The organism is Ruegeria sp. HKCCA5839 (genome assembly GCF_013035585.1).
Taxonomy (GTDB): domain Bacteria; phylum Pseudomonadota; class Alphaproteobacteria; order Rhodobacterales; family Rhodobacteraceae; genus Ruegeria.
On the sequence record NZ_WQIE01000007.1, the window covers coordinates 149,896 to 165,963 of the forward strand.

The 16,068-nt window shown below is 58.3% G+C and carries 18 protein-coding genes; 6 read left to right on the top strand and 12 right to left on the bottom strand.

The features are described 5' to 3' along the window. Position 1 precedes the first annotated feature (1 nt). The 7 genes from GOV38_RS17735 to GOV38_RS17765 all read right to left on the bottom strand — a co-directional run bounded on the left by GOV38_RS17735 (position 2) and on the right by GOV38_RS17765 (position 7,298). Positions 2-1,345, bottom strand: a complete 1,344-nt coding sequence (locus GOV38_RS17735) for a S41 family peptidase (RefSeq protein WP_171101959.1) — start codon at positions 1,343-1,345, stop codon at positions 2-4. A 6-nt stretch (positions 1,346-1,351) separates the two neighbouring features. Then, on the bottom strand, positions 1,352-2,485 hold the full coding sequence (locus GOV38_RS17740) for a murein hydrolase activator EnvC (protein ID WP_171208046.1): 1,134 nt from the start codon (positions 2,483-2,485) through the stop codon (positions 1,352-1,354). After that, on the bottom strand, positions 2,482-3,999 hold the full coding sequence (gpmI, locus tag GOV38_RS17745) for a 2,3-bisphosphoglycerate-independent phosphoglycerate mutase (RefSeq protein ID WP_171208047.1): 1,518 nt from the start codon (positions 3,997-3,999) through the stop codon (positions 2,482-2,484). Before gpmI ends, GOV38_RS17740 begins: the two co-directional genes overlap by 4 nt. Before the next feature lie 84 nt (positions 4,000-4,083). Continuing rightward, entirely contained in the window at positions 4,084-5,760 is a 1,677-nt protein-coding gene (locus tag GOV38_RS17750) for a sulfatase-like hydrolase/transferase (protein WP_171208048.1), read from the bottom strand. 15 nt (positions 5,761-5,775) lie between these two features. After that, entirely contained in the window at positions 5,776-6,006 is a 231-nt protein-coding gene (gene nqrM / locus GOV38_RS17755; RefSeq protein ID WP_171101955.1) for a (Na+)-NQR maturation NqrM, read from the bottom strand. A 15-nt stretch (positions 6,007-6,021) separates the two neighbouring features. Beyond that, positions 6,022-7,047, bottom strand: coding sequence for an FAD:protein FMN transferase (locus GOV38_RS17760; RefSeq protein WP_171208049.1), 1,026 nt, complete (start codon positions 7,045-7,047; stop codon positions 6,022-6,024). A 65-nt stretch (positions 7,048-7,112) separates the two neighbouring features. Continuing rightward, positions 7,113-7,298: a hypothetical protein gene (locus GOV38_RS17765; RefSeq protein WP_171207947.1), complete on the bottom strand. Its 186-nt coding sequence runs from the start codon at positions 7,296-7,298 to the stop codon at positions 7,113-7,115. A 112-nt stretch (positions 7,299-7,410) separates the two neighbouring features. Here GOV38_RS17765 and GOV38_RS17770 point away from each other — a divergent pair, with 112 nt between their 5' ends. Next, positions 7,411-7,935: a CBS domain-containing protein gene (locus tag GOV38_RS17770; protein ID WP_171101953.1), complete on the top strand. Its 525-nt coding sequence runs from the start codon at positions 7,411-7,413 to the stop codon at positions 7,933-7,935. A 3-nt stretch (positions 7,936-7,938) separates the two neighbouring features. On the opposite strand, the gene GOV38_RS17775 is transcribed toward GOV38_RS17770, so the two are convergent. The 3 genes from GOV38_RS17775 to GOV38_RS17785 all read right to left on the bottom strand — a co-directional run bounded on the left by GOV38_RS17775 (position 7,939) and on the right by GOV38_RS17785 (position 11,552). After that, positions 7,939-9,948 (bottom strand): polysaccharide biosynthesis tyrosine autokinase, encoded by a 2,010-nt coding sequence (locus GOV38_RS17775; protein WP_171208050.1) that lies wholly within the window; start codon positions 9,946-9,948, stop codon positions 7,939-7,941. 1 nt (position 9,949) lies between these two features. Continuing rightward, positions 9,950-10,612, bottom strand: a complete 663-nt coding sequence (locus GOV38_RS17780) for a sugar transferase (protein WP_171208051.1) — start codon at positions 10,610-10,612, stop codon at positions 9,950-9,952. 181 nt (positions 10,613-10,793) lie between these two features. Then, complete coding sequence (locus GOV38_RS17785) at positions 10,794-11,552, bottom strand: metallophosphoesterase family protein (RefSeq protein ID WP_171208052.1); 759 nt, start codon at positions 11,550-11,552, stop codon at positions 10,794-10,796. Positions 11,553-11,691: 139 nt separating this feature from the next. Between GOV38_RS17785 and GOV38_RS17790 the strand changes: the two genes are divergently transcribed. Next, on the top strand, positions 11,692-11,955 hold the full coding sequence (locus GOV38_RS17790; protein ID WP_171208053.1) for a hypothetical protein: 264 nt from the start codon (positions 11,692-11,694) through the stop codon (positions 11,953-11,955). A gap of 3 nt (positions 11,956-11,958) precedes the next feature. After that, a complete protein-coding gene (locus GOV38_RS17795) occupies positions 11,959-13,263 on the top strand; it encodes a hypothetical protein (RefSeq protein ID WP_171208054.1) in 1,305 nt (434 codons plus the stop codon). An 8-nt stretch (positions 13,264-13,271) separates the two neighbouring features. On the opposite strand, the gene GOV38_RS17800 is transcribed toward GOV38_RS17795, so the two are convergent. Next, positions 13,272-13,820: a transcription termination/antitermination protein NusG gene (locus GOV38_RS17800; RefSeq protein ID WP_171208055.1), complete on the bottom strand. Its 549-nt coding sequence runs from the start codon at positions 13,818-13,820 to the stop codon at positions 13,272-13,274. 102 nt (positions 13,821-13,922) lie between these two features. On the opposite strand from GOV38_RS17800, the gene GOV38_RS17805 reads away from it, so the two are divergent. Beyond that, a complete protein-coding gene (locus tag GOV38_RS17805; RefSeq protein ID WP_171208056.1) occupies positions 13,923-14,405 on the top strand; it encodes a hypothetical protein in 483 nt (160 codons plus the stop codon). Between the two features lie 4 nt (positions 14,406-14,409). Here GOV38_RS17805 and GOV38_RS17810 read toward each other — a convergent pair whose 3' ends face one another. After that, the gene (locus tag GOV38_RS17810; RefSeq protein ID WP_171208057.1) at positions 14,410-14,745 is read right to left on the bottom strand and encodes a hypothetical protein; all 336 of its coding nucleotides are present in this window, start codon (positions 14,743-14,745) and stop codon (positions 14,410-14,412) included. Positions 14,746-15,010: 265 nt separating this feature from the next. Here GOV38_RS17810 and GOV38_RS17815 point away from each other — a divergent pair, with 265 nt between their 5' ends. Continuing rightward, complete coding sequence (locus tag GOV38_RS17815; RefSeq protein ID WP_171208058.1) at positions 15,011-15,292, top strand: helix-turn-helix transcriptional regulator; 282 nt, start codon at positions 15,011-15,013, stop codon at positions 15,290-15,292. Between the two features lie 9 nt (positions 15,293-15,301). Further along, a complete protein-coding gene (locus GOV38_RS17820; protein ID WP_171213025.1) occupies positions 15,302-16,063 on the top strand; it encodes a glycosyltransferase family 2 protein in 762 nt (253 codons plus the stop codon). The last annotated feature ends 5 nt before the right edge of the window (positions 16,064-16,068 follow it).

The window sequence follows — 16,068 nt, forward strand, 5'->3', positions numbered from 1 at the left end:
TTTACTGAGACGGCCCGTTTGGCCGGAAGGCGGACAAGCCTTTCAGAATATCGATGGCATAGGCCAGTTGATAATCCTCTTCGCGCAGTTCTGCCGTGGCTTCGGCCTTGGCGCGGTCCTCTTCGATTTGACGGATTTCGTCTTCGCTGAGGCTGTCATTGTTCAGACTGCCGCGCAGATCGGCCTCCGACCGCGTGCGTGTGTTCGAGGCTTCCTCTTCTTCGGTTTCAGGTGCAGGACGCGGTTGTTCGACGATGATGTCCGGGCTGACACCCAGCGCCTGAATCGAGCGACCAGACGGCGTGTAGTAGCGCGATGTAGTCAGGCGCATCGCACCGTCACCCCGCAGCGGCATCACGGTCTGGACCGAGCCTTTGCCAAAGCTTTTTGTACCCACAACAATGGCCCGATTGTGGTCTTGCAGCGCACCGGCCACAATTTCCGACGCCGAGGCCGAACCGCCATTGATCAACACCACGATGGGTTTGCCATCTGCCAGATCGCCCAGCGTCGCGTTGAACCGCTCGCCTTCGGCGGGGTTGCGGCCACGGGTCGAGACGATCTCGCCTTCGTCCAGGAACGCGTCCGACACTTTGATCGCCTGGGTCAACAAGCCGCCTGGGTTGTTGCGCAGATCCAGAACGATGCCATTGATGTTTTCGATACCACCGGCCTCTTCGATTTGCTTTTGCAATCCGGCTTCGAGGTTGGGATAGGTCTGGTCGTTGAATGTGGTCACCCGCAGCACAACGCTGGTGCCTTCGGTCCGGGCCCGCACAGCGGTCAGCTTGATGGTGTCGCGGATCAGCGTCACGTCAAACGGGTCTTGTTCGCCCTCGCGGACCACGGTGATCACAATCTCGGAGCCAACCGGGCCACGCATCAGATCAACGGCCTTGTCCAGCGTCAGGCCCAGAATGCTTTCGCCATCCACATGGGTGATGAAATCGCCCGCTTCGATCCCCGCCGCATCGGCTGGCGTATCGTCGATGGGCGACACAACTTTGACAAACCCCTCTTCCTGAGTGACCTCGATGCCAAGCCCGCCAAATTCGCCGCGGGTCTGCACCCGCATCTGTTCCGCGTCATCGGGCGACAGATAGCTTGAATGCGGATCCAGCGACGTGAGCATCCCGTCAATCGCCGCTTCGATCAGATCTTCGGTCTCGACCTCTTCCACATATTGCGCGCGAATGCGTTCGAAAATATCGCCAAACAGATCCAGTTGCTCATAGACGCTGGCCTTGCTTTCGGCCTCTTGCGCCAACAGTGGGCCTGCGACCTGCGTTGTTGCGATCACACCTGCCACGGTTCCGGCCAATCCGGCCATCAGAAAATTCTTCATACTCGTTTATCCATCCTTGTTCGTCCGAAACCACGCTTCCGGATCCACGGGGCTGTTCTCTTGTCTTACCTCTATATAGAGCGTTTCTGAGCGATCAGTTCCAGTGCCTTCACCGCTTGTTGACATAATAGCGCCAATTTCAGGCGTTTCCCCCGGCATCAGCCCCACCGGAGTGCCCTCTGGAATGACCTGCCCGGGCTCGCCATAGACATCCTGCAAACCAGAAAAAACAAAGAGAAGACCGGGTTGCGGTTCGAGAATGATCAAGTTTCCCAGGTCGAGAAGCGGCCCGCGATAGCGGATCGTTGCAGCGGTGGGCGCTGTCACAAGCGCGCGGGGTCGTGTGCCCAGAACCAGACCGGGGCGGGTCACGCCAGCGGCATCCGTTTCACCGGCGCGGTGCAGAATCACCCCTTGGGCCGGCAGCTCAAGCCGCCCCTTGAGGTAAGAGATGTCGGCATTGCTGGCGATGATCTCACCATCCGAAATCTCGGACAGCCCGCTGGCGAAGCCGTCCAGCGTTTCTGTTGAAGAGATCAGGATCGCGGTGCGCACGGGGTCTTCGACAAAGCGGCGCGGCAGGTCGGTGCGTTCGGCAATCGCCTCGCTCAGCTTTGTGCGGGCGTCCTGCACGCCGGTCAGACCCTCGGTCAGTGTCGCTTGCGCGTTTTCCTGCAGCTTGCGCAGGGTCTGAACCTCTTGCAGATCAGCGGACAAGTCCTGCGCCCTTGCGTTCAGCGCTGGGGTGACATCCGAAAGGATCATGCCCGTGCGGGCCGCGCCCAGGGGCCCCGACGGATGCAGCATCAGGATCGGTGGCGCTGTGGTCTCAATCGTTTGCAACACGCCCAGCAACTGCGCCACTTCGGCCTCACTGGCGCGCAGCTCGGCCACCAGTTGCGCCTCGCGCAGCGACGCCCCGCGCAACCCCTCGCGCATGGCCGCAAGACCGGCCTCATAGGCTTGCACAGTTTCCGTCAGTGCGCGAACACGGTCACGCGCCGTGTCGGCCTGAGACAAGGACACAGACGCCTGTTCCAACTGCTGCGCCGCCGCCAAAGCCGCATCCGCCGGGCTGGTTTGTGCCGACGCGGTCCCGGCGAGGAGGGCAAAGGCAACAACAAGCGCGGCAAGCCTCATGACAAAAGGCTTTCTCCGGTCATTTCAGGTGGTTTGGGCAGTTCCATCAGATCCAGCAGCGTGGGCGCCAGATCAGACAACCGCCCCTGCCGCAATGTGGTGCCCTTAGGGCCGCCAACCAATGCCACCGGTACCGGGTTCAGCGTATGCGCTGTGTGCGGGCCGCCGGTTTCTGGATCAACCATTACCTCGCAATTGCCATGGTCTGCGGTAACAATCATCGCGCCGCCGACCTCTTCCAATGCGGCAACAACCTGCGCCAGCCCCTGATCCACCGCCTCGCACGCCTTGATCGCCGCCTGCAAATCACCCGTGTGACCGACCATATCTGGATTGGCATAGTTGGTGACGATCAGGTCATAGCCGCCCTTGATGGCTGCGACAAATTTCTCTGTCACCTCAGGAGCAGACATTTCCGGCTGTAGATCATAGGTTGCCACTTTCGGCGATTTCGGCATGAAACGGTCTTCGCCCGGTTCGGGTGTTTCCTTGCCACCATTCAGGAAGAACGTGACATGGGGGTATTTCTCGGTCTCGGCCAGACGGAACTGGCGAAGGCCCTGTTTGGCCACCCATTCCCCCAACGTGTTCACAATCTCACGTTTCGGGAAAACGGTGGTCATATAGGCGTTATGACCATCCGAGTATTCGACCATGCCCAACAAAGCCGACAGGTTCGGGCGCGGGCCGGTGTCGAAATCGGCAAAACCCGGCTCGGCAATGGCTCGCAAAATCTCACGCGCCCGGTCGGCGCGGAAGTTCAGGCAAAAGAACCCATCGCCGTTTTTGACGCCGCCAAAGCCATCAAGGACGGTTGGAACGACAAATTCATCGGTTTCCGACTGGTCATAGGCCTGTTCGATCGCCGCCAAAGCTGTGGGCGCTTTACGCCCCTGCCCTTTGATCATCGCCTCATAGGCCTGAGACACCCGTTCCCAGCGATTGTCCCGGTCCATAGCGTAGTACCGCCCGCATACCGTCACAACACAAGCGTTTTCCGGCAGAAGCTTTTCCAGCTGGGCAATGAACGCATCAGCCGATTTAGGTGGCACATCTCGACCGTCGGTCACCGCATGCAAGGCCACGGGCACGCCTGCGTCAGTAATGGCCCTGGCGGCGGCCACGATATGGGTCAGATGGCCGTGCACACCACCGTCCGAGACCAAACCCATCAAATGTGCCGTACCACCCGCCGCTTTCACCTTGGCAATGAAATCCTGCAAAGCCGCGTTTTCAAAGAATGACCCGTCCTCGATTGCCAGATCGATCTGCCCCAGATCCATCGCCACCACGCGACCCGCACCGATATTGGTGTGCCCAACTTCGGAATTGCCCATCTGACCGGTAGGCAGCCCAACATCCGGGCCATGAGTGATCAGCTGTGACGACGGCCCTTTTGCCATGATCGCGTCAAATGTAGGCGTTTTGGCCAGCGCCGGGGCGTTGGCTTGCGTGTCGTCAGACAATCCCCAACCATCGAGAATGCACAAGACTACGGGTTTGGGGGCGGTCATGAGGGTCTCCGTCTGCTGCTCTGCGCCGATCTTCTACCCTCTGGGTGACCAAGGGTGAACCGGCATTCAGGGTCTTGCCCTGATTTATTCTGTCTTGCCTCTGATTTCTTGGTATGGGCGCGCCTTTCGGTTGCGATATTTCACCGTCAGCTCAAGTGGCGTGTCGTTTTCATCATAGATACCGATCACCACACCTGTGCCACTGCTTTTGGTGCGCCGTTCCATAAGCTGCTCTGCGGATCTTGTTGTCCGCTGTGACGGGCGACGAGCCCAGGCAAAAAGATGATCATACATCTGCGCAATTACATCTGCATGCTTAGCGCTGTCGCCCAGATCGACCAGCTCATCGGGATCGTTCTCAAGATCAAACAGCAAGGGCCGATAGCCGCCCTCGCAATGGATCAGCTTCCAGCGTTTGTCGGCCACCATGAACATCACTGCATCACGCACCGAAGCGTTCAGCATCGTCGCGATGGGCGAGGCCGAGTAATCATATTCGCAGATCGCCACCTCACGCGGGGTTTCCTTGGCTTGCCCGCGCAAGATCGGCAGCAGAGAGTGCCCTTCAAGAATATGGTCTGGAATCTGCGCACCGGCCACATCGACGAAGGTCGGCGCCAGATCGATGGATTCGACCAGCGCGTCACAGGTGGAGCCACGGGTTGCGTCCGCGTCCGGGGATGGGTCGTAAATGATCAGCGGAACTTTGGTGGATGTATCGTGGAAAAAGGTCTTTTCGCCCATCCAGTGATCGCCCAAGAAATCCCCGTGATCCGAGGTCAGGACAATCATCGTGTCCTTCATCCGGCCGGTTTGCTCCATCCAGTCAAAAAGCCTGCCCATTTGGTCATCTGCCTGCTTGATCAGGCCCATATAGGCCGGGATCACCGCCTCGCGAACATCCTGACGCGAAAAGGTTTTGCCGATTTTCGTGTCCATGAAGGCGCGCAGAACGGGGTGGGCGTTCTGATGCTCGGCCTGTGACCGGACAACAGGCAACACGTGTTCTGGCCCATACATCGAGGCATAGGGTTCAGGCACGATATAAGGCCAATGCGGTTTGATATAGCTCAGGTGACAGCACCACGGGCCGGACTGGCTTTCCATGAACTCCATGCCGCGGGTCGTGAGGTAGGGCGTTTCGCTGTCTTCCTCAGCGATATTGGCGGCCTCAGAGGAGTTCTTGAGAAACCAGCCCGACAGGACATTGCCGTCCTCATCCAGACCGGAATTCGCAAAATCGTGCCAGGGATTGTCACCCTCATAGCCTTTGTCATTCAGATAGGCGTTGTAGATTTTGGCACCATTGGGGTCATAGAAACCATTGGGGCCTTCGGGGCGCATCCCGTCATCGCGCTCGAACACGTCAAACCCGCATTCCGCAACCCGCGCGCCGATCAGGCTGTCGGGCTCAAGCCCCAAACGTTCCATCCCCTCGGCATCCGCGACCATATGGGTCTTGCCCACCAGCCAACAGCCCATTCCCGCCTTGCGCAGGTGATCGCCCATCGTCATCTCGCCAACTTTCAGCGGAATGCCGTTCCAGGACGCCCCATGCGAATGCACATAGCGCCCGGTATAGGTGGACATGCGCGAGCTGCCGCAGATTGGCGATTGGATATAAGCGCGGGTAAAGCGCACGCCCATTGATGCCAGCCGGTCGACATTGGGGGTGTGAAGATGCGGGTGGCCGTTGCAACTGAGGTAGTCCCAGCGCAACTGATCGAACATGATGAAGAGAATATTCTTGGCTTTGCTCATGCCAAGAGGGTTATCCTAGCCTTCCATCCGTTGCAGCATCTTTTTCGCTCGCTTGCACTGCAACTGATCGCGCAGAGGACTGTTCGGGTCGACGTCCTTCTGACACACAACGCATTTATCCGCGCCCGAGATTGCGTTCAGGCCACCGCAGCTGCCTTTGATGGTCTTGCCCATCAACATCACACCCAGCGCCATACCGACCATGACGATCAACAGCAGGAAGAAGGCGAGAATAAAGGTGCTCATAACGGTTCCTAGCGGTCAGTTGGTGTCCAGCACGTCTTTGAAAGCGCTGCTTTGGACGGTGATATAGGCATCTTCGCCATTTGTCACATCCCGCGAGATGAAAAACACGGCAAGTTTATGCTGCTCGGCCAGTTCCAGCCCCCGCTCCTGGCCCAGGGCCAACATGGCTGTCGCCCAGGCATCGGCCATCATCGCGTTTTCGGCCAGAACAGTGACCGACGTCGTGTGATGGGTGATCGGACGCCCGGTGGTGGCGTCAATGATATGGGAGTAGCGAATGCCATCCTGCACAAAGAAATTCTTGTAATCGCCCGAAGTTGCCATCCCGCGATCATTCAAGGGCACAACCAGTTGGATCGCCTGTGTTCCGGTTTCCGGTTTCTCGACCCCGATACGCCAGCTTTCGCCCTTGTCGTTTTCGCCTTTGGCCACAAGATCGCCGCCGATCTCAACCATATAATCCTCGATCCCCGCATCAGCCAACGTGGCCGCAACCGCGTCGATCCCATAGCCTTTGGCGATGGCTGACAAGTTGATGCCGACGCCAACATCAGACTTGGCAAGTGTCCCGGCCTGACTGTCCAGGGTCAGCAGCCGATCTTGCCCGACCGCATCCAGCGCAGCTTGAATGTCGGCATCGCTGGGCACCGGGTCTTCGGGTTTGCGCGGGCCAAACCCCCAAAGCTCGATCAGCGGCCCCAAGGTCACATCAAAAGTGCCCCCGGATTTGCTGTGCACCTCATTCGCCGCAGCCAGCACGAGCGCAAATTCGTCCGAGACCTGCACGGGATCGGTGCTGCTTGAGGCCGAGAATGTCGAAACTTCGGAATTGGGATCCCAGTTCGACATCTTGCCATTGACCCGATCCAACGTGGCCTGCACATCAGCGGCCAATGCATCCTGATCCAGGTCTTCCCCGATTGCGACAATATTGAAGGTCGTCCCCATGGTTTCGCCAGACAGCCGAACAACGTCGGGTTCTTTGTCGAACCAGCAGCCGGTGACCAGAAAAACCCCAGCCAGTGCTGACAAGATACGCATGTTTGACCTCCTGCGGGACGTGGTGCCCGGCATATGCCAGCGGGCTTTGGCAGAGTCAAACGACCTCAGATCTTCATCGGCAGAAAGGCCAAGGCCATAAGGCCGATACCCGCCGGGACACCAAAGAGCCAAGCGCGCTTTTGCCAGCCTTCGGGCTGATGCTTCCACAGCATGCGAAAGTTGTGGCCGCAAATGACCACACCGATAAAGATCACAACCGCCAGGGTTGGGGTCAGATAGAGTTGGCTCACGTCTTCGCGTTTCCTTCTGATGCGCCACCTTGGGAGATTCTACCCTATACAGGGCTCATCATCACGCTAAGGTAGAGGAACCCGCCATTTCCGGTAAAGGAGGAGACCGCCCATGGCCCCAAGCTCTTACCAGCCCCCGACACGCGGCGACAAGCCCGCTGCACCCACCCGCAGTCAGTCGGTTGAATCCAACCTGTCGCACTCCAATACGACAGTAGCCAAGTTGCTGGAAGGCAAAGGGGATGCGGTGTTTGCGGTACGGCCCAACGACACGATCCATTCGGTGGTGAACCTGCTGCGCGACAAACGTATCGGTGCTGTTGTGGTGACTGATCAGAACGGTGCGCTACAGGGCATCTTGTCCGAGCGTGACATCGTGCGTCGCATGGCCGATACGCCGGGTCAGACCCTGCCTCAGTCTGTCGAAGAACTGATGACCCGCGAGGTTCAGACCTGCGCGCCCGAAGACAGCCTAAATGCTGTTTTGAAAACCATGACCGAGGGACGCTTTCGCCATATGCCAGTGATGTCCGACGGACATCTGAAAGGCGTTATTACCATCGGAGATGTGGTGCAATTCCGTTTGAAAGAGCTGGAATACGAGGCGCTGCGGATGAAGCAGATGATTGTCGGCTAACGCTCAGACCGTATCGTAATATTGTCCATAGGTGCCATAGACCAGATCGGTTTTGGCGCCTTTGGTCGCGCTGACACGCGACATTACCAACCCCCTCACCTGCAGGTTCACGCTTGAAAACTCACGCAGCGCGTTTTCGACCAGGGAACGGTTTGTGTCAGAGGCGGTAACGGTCAGCATGATGGCGTCGGCAGATTGTCCGATGACGCGAGCGTCGGGCACCACCAGAACCGGTGGGCAATCGATGACGATATGATCATAGCGCTGCCGCAGGTCTTCAAACAGCGCGTGGAATTCGGGAGACGAGAACAGATCAGCCGCGCTGTCGGCGCTGCGCTCGCCCATCAACACGTCCAGGCCGGTTCGCGCATCGCGCTGGATCAGATCCTGCACAGGCACTCGATACGACAAGGCGGTCACCAATCCGCCTTTCGGATTCTCAGGGAAGTAATGCTGGAACGATAGGCGGCGGATATCAGCCTCGACCAGCAACACCCGTTTGCTCAACCCCGCCAGGCTGTGAGCCAAGATGATCGCGGTGGTCGTCTTGCCTTCGCCCGGCACGCAGGAAGAGCACAAGATCACCTTCGGTGGATCCGTTTTGTTGCGCCAAAGCAGCGAGGTGCGCAGGTTGTGCGCCGCCTCGACCAAAGGTGAGGTCGCGCGCGCGGTTAGATAATCGATCAGTTGAGCCCGAGACCGGACCGGCGCTTTGGGCAGTTGGCCAATCACGGGGCGGCGTGTCGCAGCCTCGATCGTCGCCAGTGTTGGCGCTCTCGCCTGTTGGGCCTGCCGCAGCAGCAAGGTAGCGATCCCCGCAACGGCCCCCGCCAAAACGCCGAAAACGGCCAGTTTTGCGGTGTTCGGCGCAGTTTCCCGCCCCTCAATGGCCGGTGAAATGATACGGCTGTCAGGTGTTTGCAAACCACGGCGCAGGGCAGTTTCCTTTAGGCGCGACAAGAATGTCTGGTGTAAAAGTTCGGTTGCCCGTGCATCGCGTTCAACCTGACGCAACTGCGCCAGTTGATCGGTCTGCGCCCGATAATCTGCCTCAAGCTGGCGCAGCCCCGATTGCAAAACGTTGGCTTGGCGGTCGGCCAGCGCCAGTTCGCGGATGGTCTGGTTTTGCAGTTCGGCCACCCGCACAGCAAAGCCATGCAGGGCTTTGGTATCCCCGGCCAGCGCTGCTGTGGCTTGACGCTGCAACAGCTCATCTTCGAAAGATGCGGCACCAGTCGGGTTGTCTGCAAGCGCCTCAAGCCGCCGCGCACGCTGTTGCAAACTGCGCTGACGGTTCAACAATTGATCCAGCCGGGCCCGCGTATCTGACAGCTGCATGGCCAAGGCCTCGATACTCTGGACGGCGATCGCCGCGCCAACCTGTGCGGCCGCATCATCCTGCTGTTCGATTTCCTGTTCCAGAGACACAACCCGGTCGGACAGCCAGTTCACGGCCGTGTTGATATCGCGGCGTTTTTCCGCAACCTGCCCGTCCATATAAAGCGTCGCCAGGGTATTGACGATCTCTGCCGCCTTAGCCGCATCCTCGCTGCGGGCCGACAGAGTCAGGACATGCGAATTACGAATATTGGTGACCGAAACGCGCGCAGCCAAGGCTTTGGCAACATCCTCTGCCCCACCGCCGCGCTGGCCGATAAGCGACAAAGGCGGTCGCAAAGAGGCATTGAACTCGGGATCTGCCGCCAAATTCATCCGCTCCGCCAGTCGGCGCATCATCTGGTCCGAGCGCAGGATCTCGATCTGGGTGTTGATGGCAGACACATCCGTTGCCAAACCGTTCAGGGCACCTGCGGTTGCCTCAAAACCATCAGAGCCGGGATCCAAGAGCAGTGTCGTTTCAGCTTGGTAGACCGGTTTGATCACATAGGTCGCGGCCAGAATGGCAAGGGTCAACCCAAGCACCGTCGTTGCCGCAAGCAGCCATTTGCCCGCCCATAGCAAGCCCAATAAACGGCCCAATTCATCCTGTTCAGCTTGCATCTCGGGCGTCATCTTATTGCCCTTTCAAACACAGCACGGTCAGGATCGTGCGCCAGAAAATCCGTATCTCCTGCATTGGACCCATTGTTCGGATATACCTCAGGTCAGCTTGCACCTTGGCCTGCACCGTGTCGGCGCATTGGACATAACCGATCTCGGTCTGTGCCAAACCACTGATGCCTGGACGCACGCTGTGGCGGGAGCGATATCCTGGCATGGTGCGGTTATAGTGTCGCGCATGCCCCACATAATCAGGGCGCGGACCGATCAGGCTCATCTCGCCTTTGATCACGTTGAGTATTTGCGGTAATTCATCCAACCGGCTGCGGCGGATAAACCGCCCCAGCGCTGGAATGCGGTCCGCTTCCAGTGGGTCAAACGGCCCGCGTAAAGCCCGCTGCCTGGGACTCATCGATCGGAACTTGTACGCCAGAAACGGCCGACAATGGCGCCCCATTCGGATTTGAGCAAAAAACACCGGGCCAGAATTGAAAAACGGGTTCAGCAGCAGCAGCATGACCGAAGTAACGCAAAGCAAAGGCAATAACATCACCGAAAACCACAGGTCAAATCCGCGCTTTGCCACCAAGAATACAGGCGACGGCCCCTGCCGCAGTGGTCGATAGAAAGTAGCCTCTTGTCCGATACGCGTCGATGTGAGCTCGTAATCCAACATTCCTGTCCCCTTGCGTCCTTGTGCGCCGGAAAACAGCGCGAAGCTTTGGGCAAGGGTCACGGGACATTGGTAAATTATTGGTTAACCTTAACAGTGGGTTACCCAAAAACATGCGATTTTTCTAATATTCGGAGAACGCGGACTCCTGCTATGATCGGAATTTTGTCACAAGCTCACGCGGTCAGCTGGTCGAAATGTAATGAACACCTTTGGACGAGATGTCTGCTGCTGTCAGGCGACCGGTAAAAACCGCGCCTGTGTCGATCGAAATCACCCCGTTTAACGCGTCGGGCTTATCAACGATTACATGGCCGCGCAGAACCCAGTGCCCGTCTCGCCGAGCCGTTTTCGGAAACTCCGGATGCCCCCACAGACAGGTCTGACGCTGTTGCCGCGCCACCGCGCGATTGGGATCCAGCGCAGCATGGACAGCTGTGACATTGCCGCTGGTCCAGGTCAGAGGACGCGCCCGCAGCCAGTCCAGCAGCGCGTCGCCCATGGCTTCGCGCAACCGGGTGGCGGCACCTTCTGCATCTCGGCCGATGGCAGCCCCGTCCAGGTCTCCCAGGCCGAAGGATGCAATCGTCTGCAAGCCACCGTTCAGCATCCAAAGCTGCGCATTGCGTTTTGGCTCATCAACAAAACGCAGCAACATCTCTTCATGGTTCCCCAGCAAACACGTCACCGGACGATTGTCGTTCTGTTCAAGCTGACAGAGATGGCGCAACACATGGGCGCTGTGGGGACCGCGATCAACGTAATCCCCCAGAAATACCAATGGGCAATCGGGGTCCACCCGGTCCAGCAACGACTGCAAAAGATCCATCCGACCATGGATATCACCAACCGCGATAAAGCGTTGATCCGGTGCAATTACGTCCGGCTCTGCTGCATTCGATGCAGGGCGCGAGATCAAGGTTTTGAGCCATCCGGGTATCATGGAACAGACCCCTATCTTGTCTACCAGGCAGGGGCAATTGGCAAAGGTCGCAGCGCCTTAACACAGGGTTATTTTGCCGTGCGGGCAACGGTGCGGGCGCTGCCCCTATGGTGGCGCGGTCTAACCACAGGAGTTTCCCATGCCATCAACTGCTTACAAGACCGCTGCAGGATGGATCGCATCCAACCGTCACACCGCGACCGCTGACGAAGACATATTGCTGAGCAATGTGGGCGGTGACACAATCCATTTTGAGATCACAACCGACGATGCAGTGCCCGCGCTTGACGTCTCGAAAGGCCATCCGGTTCAACCGGGCCGGTCGCAGGCCATGCAGATCAAATCGGGCGAGCGCCTGTGGATCGCGGGCAATGACGTCCCTGTAACGCTTTTGGTCGGGTGACAAATGGTGACAGGATCACGGTTTCAAAGCGGACGGTTCGCGTTCAGCGGGCGCACCGCGCCGCTGCGTGACCCGTTTGCCGCGTATGGCGTCAACGGGATGGTGCCGGATGTCGTCGCGGATTTCTCATCCTCGGCCTATCGGGGTACCGGTGGGCCGGTTTCCTTTCACGATGCCTTTGACTTTGCGCGCGGCTCAACAGCGACCTATGTGAATTCCTCGGGCCTTTTAAGCCAGGCCGTACCCGGTGAACCTCGGTTTGACCATCGCCTGACGGGCGGAACCTGGCAGAGCGCCGGTCTTTTGTTGGAATCCGAGGCGCGCACAAATCTGCTGCTACACGCCTCGGGCTTTGACACGTCGGTCTGGTCGCGGTCACGCGCCGCCATCTCGCCCAACGATGCCATAGCCCCTGATGGCACCGGCACTGCATCCCGGCTGACCAGTACAGCGGATACCTTTGACGGAGCGGTGCAACAATCGGTTGCTTGTCTGATTGGAGATGTCCTGACCTTTTCGGTCTACGCCAAAGCCGGTGACCGCGAATTCATCTTTCTGCGCGAACGCACGCATGGCTTTGCCAAAGACAGCTATTTCAACCTGACCGCAGGGATCACCGGTACGGTAAACTCGGTGCACACGGCCGCGATGGAGGCGCTTGGCAATGGTTGGTATCGCTGTGCCATCACGGTGCAGGCCACGCGCTCGGCGATTTCGGCATTCGAAATCTACAACTCCGAGGAGGATCTGAACACATCCTCTGCACAGCCCGGATTTACCTATATCTGGGGTGCCCAGCTGGAACACGGCGGGGCACCGTCATCCTTTATCCCAACGCAGGCAAGTGCACAGACACGTGCGGCTGAAAGCATTACCCTGAAATCGGCCTATCTACCCGATAGCAACGCGTCACAAGCGGTGTCGATTGCGTTGGAAGGGGCGCTTGATCGGGCCGCGGTTCCGGGTCGCGCTGTGTTGCTCGACTGGTCTGATGGGCTCACCGAGGGGCTGGAATACGCCGTGGCGGCAGGCGGTCGGAAAGAGGTTTTGCATTTGGCTGGCGGCACCGGAACCACCGTAAGCTCCGCCCCCGGCAGTGTGGGTCTTTCCCGCCACGAACCGTTTACCTTTGGGTCGCGCCACACCTCTTCAGAGGTCGCTCTGGCCGACGGGTCTTCATCTGCGGTGAGTGGCATCCCGGTGCTTGGATCACAAGATCTGATCCTTGGGTCCGGGATGATGGGTCATGTGGAAATGCTTCGTCTTTGGGCAAGCGACATCGGAAATATGGGTCTGCAAACCCTCTGAACGATGGATCAGGCGGGTTCCGGCCGCGAAACTCGCTCGACCACGTCTCGCGAAACCGTAGCGCGCACAGCGCGGCCCAGTATCTGGATCAGCACTTGCAATCTCTGGTGCTGATCCAGCTTTTCGATCCGGGACAGTTCCCCCGAAAACGGGCCCGAGAAAATCCGCACCGTGTCACCCGGGGCCAGCCCCTGATCGGGTTGCAAGACACCCTCTGCATCACAGCGTGCCCTTAACGCTGTCATGAAATCGGGAGGAATGGGCGCAGGGTTCAACCGTGCATCGGTTATCAGCCGATTGACGCCGCGCGTGTTGTTGATCACCTGCCAGCGCGCTGACTGCGGCGTAAAGCTGACAAAGAGGTAGCCTGGGAAAAGCGGTTGCGTCTTGGTTCTGAGCTTGCGACCGACCCGCGCCGTTTCCCAGCGTGTGGGGCAAAAAGTCTTGAACCCCTGTCGTGTCAGGTTGCGCTCGGCGATCAGGCGCATGTTTGGACGCAGTTGCACAGCAAACCACTGGCTTTGATCTCGGGCTGAGGAAGAGCGGACCTGCGTCATGAAAGAAACCTTGTATTTTCAGAGAATTGCAAACTTATGCCGTTGTTAATTCCCCGACCGCACAGTGTGAAAATCTATGGGCTTTGTCAGGGGAGTGGGAAAGTGCCGAAAGGAAGTATTGCCCGGTTTTCCGGGTGTCTTGTTGTGTGTTTTGCGATGCTGATCTCTGTGGGTTCTGCGCCTGCGCTGTTGGCCCAGCCTTCACGAGTCGTACACGTAATCGGCAATGATCTGGGTGGGCGGATCGACCGCAGGGTCGCGCGGGTCGAACGCTTGCGCCAACACGGGGATCGGGTCGAGATTCGGGGCCGGATCTGCCTGTCCGCCTGTACCCTCTATCTGGCCGCAGATGATGTGTGTGTCGACGCAGATACCATGTTTGGGTTCCACGGGCCCAGTCTTTGGGGGTTGGCTCTGGATGCGGCCAGTTTCGAATATTGGAGCCAGCTGATCGCAAGCCAATATCCCGCGCCATTGCGGCAATGGTATCTGGAGGTGGCGCGACACCGGGTGAACGGGCATCACCGATTGTCCGGGCAACAGATGATCGAACTTGGCTATGCGCCATGTGCTGATCCTGCCTAACCATTCAATTGCTGCCGGTGCTGTTGGTTGATGAGGTTGACGACGTTCCTGCGGCCACCGCCGCTGCGGCGGCCCCCAAGCCAAGCGCAGGCACCAGCAGCCCCACCACGTTTGTCGCCCCCGGCGTCACTCCGGGGGGCTGGTCTTGTCGTTGCCTTCTGTTTTGACGCGCACACGAGACCTTTAGACTGCCGTCGCTGAGAACTTTTGCACGCAAGACCTTCGCCCCGGAACAGGCATCCAGACTGCGCGCCAATTGCAAAGCGTCAGCGCTTTGCGAAACAACCGGGAGTGGTGCGATGCTTGCACCGAACGCAAGCAAAACAGTCCTGAGGTGCATGATCCAACCTTCGCCATTTACCTGCCAAACTTGAAGCAAATGGTTAATACTTTGCTAACCTTGCTGAGGTTTTTCTGATTTTAAACGGTTGACGCAAATTCTGTCACTGAAACCCAACAGAACTATCTAATTTCAATTATCTACAACTTTAGCGATTGAAATTTACTCTTTTCCCTGCCAAGGCTCTGATCATGAAACCACCTCCAGAAGTCAGACATTCGTCACTTCCGGTGCGGTAGCCGTTGATCAGGCAATTTTACTTAAAATGAAGCATACAGAAAATCACGCTGAGGGCGAATTATCCTCAGTCGCAGGCAAGCAACTGCGCGCTGCGCGCGGGGCTTTGAACTGGTCGGTCCGATGTCTTTCGGAAAAGTCCGGGGTCGGAGCAGCCACTATCACGCGTTATGAGGCCGTGGACGGCGTACCCCATTCGCGCAAAGGCAACCTGACAAAACTGCGCTCGGTTCTAGAGGCCCAGGGAATCCGTTTTGTCAGTGACCGGAAGATGGCTTTTGGGCTGTTGTTCGATATTTCGGTAGACTGACGGTTCAATATGATGATTTCGATTGTGATGCCGGTGTTGAACCGGGCAAGTTCGCTACCGGATGCGCTTGGGTCGATTGACCAGCAAACATATGAAAAGACTGAGCTTGTTGTTCAGGACGGTGGTTCAACCGACGGCACGTTGAAGCTTTTGTTCGACCGGAAGAACAGTCATCCGATGCGTGTTCAGTCTGCCCATGATGGTGGTCTTTACGATGCCATCAACAAGGGTGTGGCGCGCTGCCACGGAGATGTCATCGGCTTGCTCAGCTCCGATGACATGCTGGCGGATGATCAGGTGCAGGCCGATATCGCACGGGCCTTTCGGGATCCATCGATTGACGCGATCTATGGCGATCTTCAGATCCTGTCAGAATCGGGGCGTGTGATACGCCATTGGCGCGCAGGGCCGTTCTCACGCAGGCGTCTCAGCTGGGGCTGGATGCCACCGCACCCTACGCTTTACGTGCGCCGCAGCGTTATCGAACGCTTTGGTGCCTATGACAGCGCGTACCGGATTGCCGGGGATTATGACGCGATGTTGCGCTGGATCGGGGCCGGTGAGATCAAACTGGGTTACGTGCCACGGGTCTTGGTCAAGATGCGCCATGGCGGTGTCAGTACCCATCCGGGCGCTGGACTGCTGACAAAGGCGCGCGAAGACTATCGTGCTTTGCGCGCCAACCAGGCTGGGGGCGCTGGCACATTGTTGGCAAAGAACCTGCGTAAACTGGGGCAATTGGCGCCGCTTCTTCGGAACCCAGGCCATTAGACGCA